This window comes from Streptosporangium sp. NPDC006013 (assembly GCF_040614275.1).
Taxonomy (GTDB): domain Bacteria; phylum Actinomycetota; class Actinomycetes; order Streptosporangiales; family Streptosporangiaceae; genus Streptosporangium.
Genome location: NZ_JBEXUE010000558.1, coordinates 1 through 6038, shown reverse-complemented (window position 1 = coordinate 6038; position 6038 = coordinate 1). Strand labels below are relative to the sequence as shown.

Sequence of the window (6038 nt, the reverse complement as noted above, 5' to 3'; positions counted from 1 at the left end):
TCCTGGCCCGCCTGCGGGCAGGAGAGTCGCGGTTCCCCGGCATCGTGGGCTTCGACTCGGCTACGAGTGCGTGCCGATCGCTCCGGGCATGCTGCCGGACCGGGTAGCGGCGGTCAAGAAGCAACTCGAAGCTGCATCATGACCGGACCACGGACCGCATCGGAGCCACTCGTCTAGGGAGCATCGGCGCCCGCCGGCACGACCGTGCTCACCATGCTGCGGAGCCCGTCGCGCCAACTGATGCTGGGAATGGGGCCTCCGACGAGCTCACGGAGCTTGCCGACGTCGGGGCACATTCCTTTGGACAAGGACGAGGACCAACAGCCTGCTGACCCAGCGAACGGACCAGCGCTCGTCAGCCGCGCCCCAGGCGTGAGCGTCCCTGTCGTATTCATCGTTGAATCTCCAAGAAGTGCGGAAAGGGGGGTGGAGAAGCTCAGCCAGAGGCGACCGCCCGGCCCGCGCGCCTGCCGAAGAAGGTCGAGTCGCCGAGTGAGGTGCCGCTGCAGTACCCCCAGGCGGGGATGCCGCTGGTGGTACGTCCTGCGGCGTACAGGCCGGGGACCGGGTCGCCGTCGAGCGAGAGGACCTCGCCGTGAACCGACGTGTACAGGCCGCCGGTGGTGAAGATCGAGAACATCGCGTTCCGGAGGTCGAGCACCCCGTACGGCGGCTTGAGCGGCCTGAGCCACCGGGCCGACTTGTGGCAGACCGGATCCTCGCCCTTCTCGGCGGCTGCGTTGTACAGCCCGACCGTGGCGGTCAGCGCCCCTGGCGCCAGCCCCATTTCGGTCTCCAACTCGGCGAGGTCGTCCGAGACCCAGGTCGGCTCGACCACGTACCCGGACGCCTGCTGCGTCTCCTCATTGGCTGTGTCGTCGTAGAGCAGGAATATCTGCCGGTCCTGACGGAACAGCGAGGCCTGCCCGACCCGACCCGGGTAGCCGTCCTCGTTGATGAACCGGTTCCCATGCCGGTCGAGCAGCAGCGACCGGCAGAGCAGCGCCGGGTCGGCGGGGAAGGCCGTCTGACCGGCCTCCATGTGCCGGACCGCCGCGCCGACCGCCTGGCCCATCCGGATGGCGGAACCGTCGTCGCCGTCGGTGCCGGTGAGGTGGTTGCCGAGCAGCCTCGGGGAGTGCTGGGCGAGCATCGCCTCGTTCGCTCCGAACCCGCCCGCCGAGAGCACCAGCCCGCGCCGTGCCTTCACGAACGACCGCTCGCCGAACGTCACCACCTCCGCCCCGACCACCCGGTCCCCGTCGACGACCAGGCGCCCTACCCGGGTGTTGTAGTGCGTGTGCACACCCGCGTCCGCCGCGGTGTCCGCGAGGTGCTTCATCAGCACCCAGCCGGCTGACCGCTCCCCCGGCTTCTTGTTGGTCATGGCCGGAACGTGGCCCCGTGGGGCGGGTGCCGCGATGTCCGCGAACGGGTAGGCGTTCTCTCCGCCGGTGAACATCAGCCCGTATCCGCTCGGCGCCTCCCACGATGGCTCGGTCCACAACCTCGGCTCGAACGGCACGCCGCACCGCACCAGCCAATCGAAATGCTCAAGGCTGTTCTCGCAGTACACGGCCAGCTTGGCCTCATCCGGGTCCGGGCCGGTGGCCGCTCTGAGAAAAGCGAACATCGCCTCTACGGTGTCCTCGACGCCGCAGGCCCGCTGAATCGGCGTCCCGCCACCCAGGTAGATGGACCCACCCGCCATCGCGGTGGCGCCACCCCAGCCACCGGCCGCATCGACCGCGTGGACATCGGCGCCGCCGGCCGCCGCCTCGATCGAGGCACTCGCACCGGCCGCCCCGAAACCGACAACAAGGACATCCGTCTCGAAAGCCCAGTCTCCGACCTCGGATGCCTGGAGGGGAGCCACCGAACTCACACCACCACCGCCTCGGCGGCAGGGAGCACAAGATCCATGATCAGCAAGCTCGACACTCCTTCTGGATGAGGTTGCGTTGTGCGAGGAACAGTACAAAGCAGTGGCGGTGGCACAGATGCGGATCCCGGTGAGTGGGAGGCGGGAATCGGGACCACCGCGGTCGTCCAGCCTGTCCCCCACAGCGGAAGGCCGAGCACACCGGAACCGGGGCGGCCGTTGATGTCGATGGCTCGGCCTCCGGACCGATCGTGCCGGGCGAGAGGTCAGCAGAGCTCACGGGCCACCGTCCAGCCGACGTCCTTGGTCCGTGCCGGAAGCGCTCCTGCGACGCCGACGCCGCGTCAGGTGTCGGCGAGCCCCTCATGAGCTCTCCCGGTGAGTGGGAGGAGCGGTGGCCGCTTTCTCAGCGGAGTACCTAGCATCACGCTCCAGCGGCGACCGAGCGTCGCATCCGTGGGCGTCCCCGCGGGGTTCCTCATCGAAGAGAAGGCGGAAATCACCGATGACGACAGTCGAGATCGCACCGAAGGTGAGCCGTGGCGCCTACGAGTTGACCTATCGCGAGGCCGGCGCGGGACCCGTGGTGGTCATGCTGCACGGTTCGGGCCCCGGTGTCTCCGGCATGTCGAACTTCGCCGCCAATCTGGCACCTCTGGCCGAGACGTTTCGGACGATCGTCATTGACATGCCCGGTTTCGGTGACAGCCCCGAAGTGCCCTATACCCGCCCGTATCCGGAGCACGCGGCCGACGCCGTCGTCTCCCTGCTCGACGACCTGGGCATCGCCAGGGCCCACCTGGTCGGCAACTCGATGGGGGGCTTCGTCGCACTGGAGACCGCGTTCGCCTACCCCGACCGGGTCGATCGGATGCTCATGATGGGCCCCGGCGGGATCGCGGCCGAGATCTTCGCCCCGCCGATGTCGGAAGGGGCTCGACGGCTGTTCGATTTCGTCGCCTCTCCCTCCCCTGCCGCCATGCGGGCGTGGGTGGACACCATGGTCTCCGACCCGGCCGGCGTGTCCGACGAGTTGATCCGGGAACGCACCGACCGCGCACTCGCGCCCGGCGCGATCGACCGGATGCGCAACATCTTCGGCAGCCTCACCATCCCGTCCGTCCACGGTCCGATGTGGACGCGAACCGGGCAGATCCACCACCGCACGCTTGTCACCTGGGGTCGTGACGATCGGATGCTGCCGCTGGAGGGAGCCTTCTTCGCCACCCGGCGCATGCCCAACGCCGACCTGCACATCTTCTCCAACTGTGGCCACTGGGCCCAGGTGGAGCGCAAGGCGGCGTTCGAGGCGCTGGTCCGCGACTTCTTCACCGCAGCCTGATCCGACCACACCCCGCACCACACGCAGAAGCAGGGACTCACCATGTACCCAACGCATCCCGTCCTGGACGCCATCGCCGACTTCTCCGACGAGCTGCGCCGCCTCGAAACCGAGTCGTCCGAGCTGCGCAGGCTCTCGCCCGGGGTGGTGAAGAAGTTCCGCGAGATCGGCGTCATGCGGATCATCCAGCCTGCCCGCCACGGCGGCTACGAGGCCGACCCCCGTGTGTTCAACGAGGCGATGTACGCGATCTCGCGTGCCTCCGGTTCGGCCGGCTGGGTCACCGGCGTCGTCGGAGTGCACTCCTGGCACATCGGCCTGTTTCCCGACAAGGCGCAGAAGGAGGTGTTCGGCGCGGACCCGGACACCTGGATCAGCTCCTCCTACGGCCCGGCCGGCACGGCGAAACAGGTGCCGGGCGGGCACGTGCTGACCGGCCGCTGGAGCTTCTCGTCGGGCAGCGACTACTGCGACTGGGTCTTCGTCGGCGGCCTCGTCACCGATGGCGCGGGCGGCCCGCCCGAGTACCGGCATTTCCTCCTGCCGCGCTCCGACTACGAGATCGTCGATGTCTGGCACGCGTCCGGGCTCGTCGGCACCGGCAGCAACGACATCGTCGTGACCGAGCAGTTCGTGCCGGAGCACCGCTCGCTCAACGTGTCGGACACCCTTGAGCGCAACGTCCCGGGCAAGGAGGTCAACACGGGCGCGCTGTTCAACCTGCCGTGGTTCGGAGTACTGCTGAACTCGGTAGTGGTACCACTGATCGGCATCGCCTCATCCGCGCTGGACGAGGCGTTGCGGGTGCACCGCGACAAGTTCGCGGCCAACCCGAGAATGATGCCCGGTGATCTCACGCTGACGCGGTTCGCGGAAGCCTCCGGCGAGATCGACCTCGCTCGGGACATGCTGCTGCGCAACCTCGGTGACCTCTACCAGACCGCTCTCCGGGGCGAGGACCCGACACCCGCACAGCGCATGCGCGGCAAGCGCGACCACATGATCGCGGTCGGAATGGCCGTCGCGGCCGCCGACAAGGCCTACCAGAGCGGCGGGCCGCGGTCGATCAAGACCACCAGCCTGATTCAGCAGCTCTGGCGCGACGTGCACGCCGGTGAGCACCACGCCATGAACCTGCCCGACGGGACATATCCCGTCTACGGCCGCTACCTGGTCGAAGGCGACGCGCTGCTGCCGAGCATTCCCGGTGCCTACTGATCCGAGCACGTCCTACCCGAAAGGGATCCCACCACAATGCCCATCCATTCACTCGGCTACCTCCGCATCAACGTCACCGACGTCCAGAAATGGCGCACGTTCGCAGGTGAGTTCCTGGCCCTCCAGGAGGTCTCCGGCCCGACCGAGGGCGCACTTCACTACCGCATCGACGATTTCCAGCACCGGCTCGCCCTGATCCCCGCCGAGAGTCCGGGCCTGCAGGCCGCCGGTTTCCAGGTCACCCACGCCCGGGACCTTGAGGCCGCGATCCAGAAGCTGGAGACGGCCGGCGTCACCGTCACCCGCGGCGGCAAGGAGGACTGCGAGGCCCGCCGGGTGAGCGGCTTCGCCGCCTTCACCGACCCGAGCGGCAACCCGATCGAGCTCTTCCACGGACCGAAGTTCGATCACTCCGAGGTGCGGACCCCCGGCGTGTCGAGGTTCGTGACCGGTGACCTGGGGATGGGGCACATCATCCTCAACGTCACCGACGTCGAGGCCGCCTACGCCTTCTACGTGGACCTGCTGGGCTTCACCGAGCGCAACACCACCGAGACACCCGCCGGCATGCTGTACTTCCTGGGGTGCAACGCCCGCCAGCACACGCTCGGGCTCGCGCCCTCATCCGGTCCCGGCCTGCTCCACTTCATGTTCGAAGGCGACAGCCTCGACGACGTGGGCCGGGCGCTCGACCGCGCGTACACCCTCGGGGTCCCGATGATGCAGTCGTTGGGTCGGCACACGAACGATCACATGGTGTCGTTCTACGTCTGGTCCCCTGACCTGCACGCCGTCGAGTTCGGCTATGACGGTGACCGGGTCGATATCGACGCCCCCAGCTACGACATCACGGAAGGCGCGTTCTGGGGGCACCGCTTCACTCCACCGCCCGCGCCTTCGGCCTGATCGGGTCGACCGGCGGCGGCCGAACCCCCGGTCGCCGCCGGCGCCTGCTTCCCACTCCCCCGACGCACCTATCTCGCACCGCTGGGCGCGAGTGTGTCGAGCACACACCCGCTCGTCGCGGTACGCCGTAAGTGCGCCCTCGGCGACGTCTTCGGTCGGCGGGCTGATCGTGGACAAGGAGTTCGGCGAGACGCGCCGCGAGGACGGCACCACGATCCGCGGCCTGTACGCCGCCGACCGCGATGCCGTCGGAATCTGCTCGCTCTGCTACGTCGGCGGGCTTTCTCTCGCCGACTGCGTCCTCATCGCCGCGACGGCAGCCGACCGTCTGGATCCATGACGCTTTCGAAGCGGTTCGGATCCCTGCCTGGGGCGCGCCCGCCGGACGGACGCGTGGTCAGCTCCAGTCCCACTTGTGACCCCAGTAGCTGTCGGCGGTGATCTCCTCGGCGGTGTAGGAGGTCTCGTCGACGAGCATCCCCTCGCAGCCGACCTCGAGGTCCCAGCGGCCGGGGGTGCGCACGTAGAAGGAGACCATCTTGTCGTTGGTGTGCCGGCCCAGCGTCGAGGAGATGTGGTAGCCGCCCGCCGTGACGCGGTCACGAGGTTCCGCAGCTCCAACATGGTGCGGCCGCTCCGCTCCGGCTGTGCCACCTCCGAGGTCACAGTGGCCGGATTCACCTCGGCGCT

Annotated in this window: 5 protein-coding genes and 1 pseudogene; 4 read left to right on the top strand and 2 right to left on the bottom strand. The window is 68.5% G+C overall.

Going from position 1 to position 6038, the window contains the following annotated elements; translation table 11 throughout:
• Nucleotides 1-436 precede the first annotated feature (436 nt).
• A complete protein-coding gene (locus ABZ260_RS44845; RefSeq protein ID WP_355630284.1) occupies nucleotides 437-1885 on the bottom strand; it encodes an FAD-dependent oxidoreductase in 1449 nt (482 codons plus the stop codon).
• 502 nt (nucleotides 1886-2387) lie between these two features.
• Here ABZ260_RS44845 and ABZ260_RS44840 point away from each other — a divergent pair.
• The 4 genes from ABZ260_RS44840 to ABZ260_RS44825 all read left to right on the top strand — a co-directional run bounded on the left by ABZ260_RS44840 (nucleotide 2388) and on the right by ABZ260_RS44825 (nucleotide 5688).
• On the top strand, nucleotides 2388-3224 hold the full coding sequence (locus ABZ260_RS44840) for an alpha/beta fold hydrolase (protein WP_355630281.1): 837 nt from the start codon (nucleotides 2388-2390) through the stop codon (nucleotides 3222-3224).
• A gap of 42 nt (nucleotides 3225-3266) precedes the next feature.
• The gene (locus tag ABZ260_RS44835; RefSeq protein ID WP_355630278.1) at nucleotides 3267-4442 is read left to right on the top strand and encodes a flavin-dependent monooxygenase; all 1176 of its coding nucleotides are present in this window, start codon (nucleotides 3267-3269) and stop codon (nucleotides 4440-4442) included.
• Nucleotides 4443-4478: 36 nt separating this feature from the next.
• Nucleotides 4479-5348, top strand: coding sequence for a VOC family protein (locus ABZ260_RS44830; RefSeq protein WP_355630275.1), 870 nt, complete (start codon nucleotides 4479-4481; stop codon nucleotides 5346-5348).
• A gap of 91 nt (nucleotides 5349-5439) precedes the next feature.
• On the top strand, nucleotides 5440-5688 hold the full coding sequence (locus ABZ260_RS44825; RefSeq protein ID WP_355630272.1) for a hypothetical protein: 249 nt from the start codon (nucleotides 5440-5442) through the stop codon (nucleotides 5686-5688).
• A gap of 57 nt (nucleotides 5689-5745) precedes the next feature.
• Here ABZ260_RS44825 and ABZ260_RS44820 read toward each other — a convergent pair.
• A pseudogene (locus tag ABZ260_RS44820) lies at nucleotides 5746-6038 on the bottom strand (hypothetical protein); the annotation flags it as partial.

Bases quoted from the DNA above. Each gene is read 5' to 3' on its own strand.
- ABZ260_RS44840 (WP_355630281.1), top strand. From the start codon at position 2,388: ATGACGACAGTCGAGATCGCACCGAAGGTGAGCCGTGGCGCCTACGAG.
- ABZ260_RS44835 (WP_355630278.1), top strand. From the start codon at position 3,267: ATGTACCCAACGCATCCCGTCCTGGACGCCATCGCCGACTTCTCCGAC.
- ABZ260_RS44830 (WP_355630275.1), top strand. From the start codon at position 4,479: ATGCCCATCCATTCACTCGGCTACCTCCGCATCAACGTCACCGACGTC.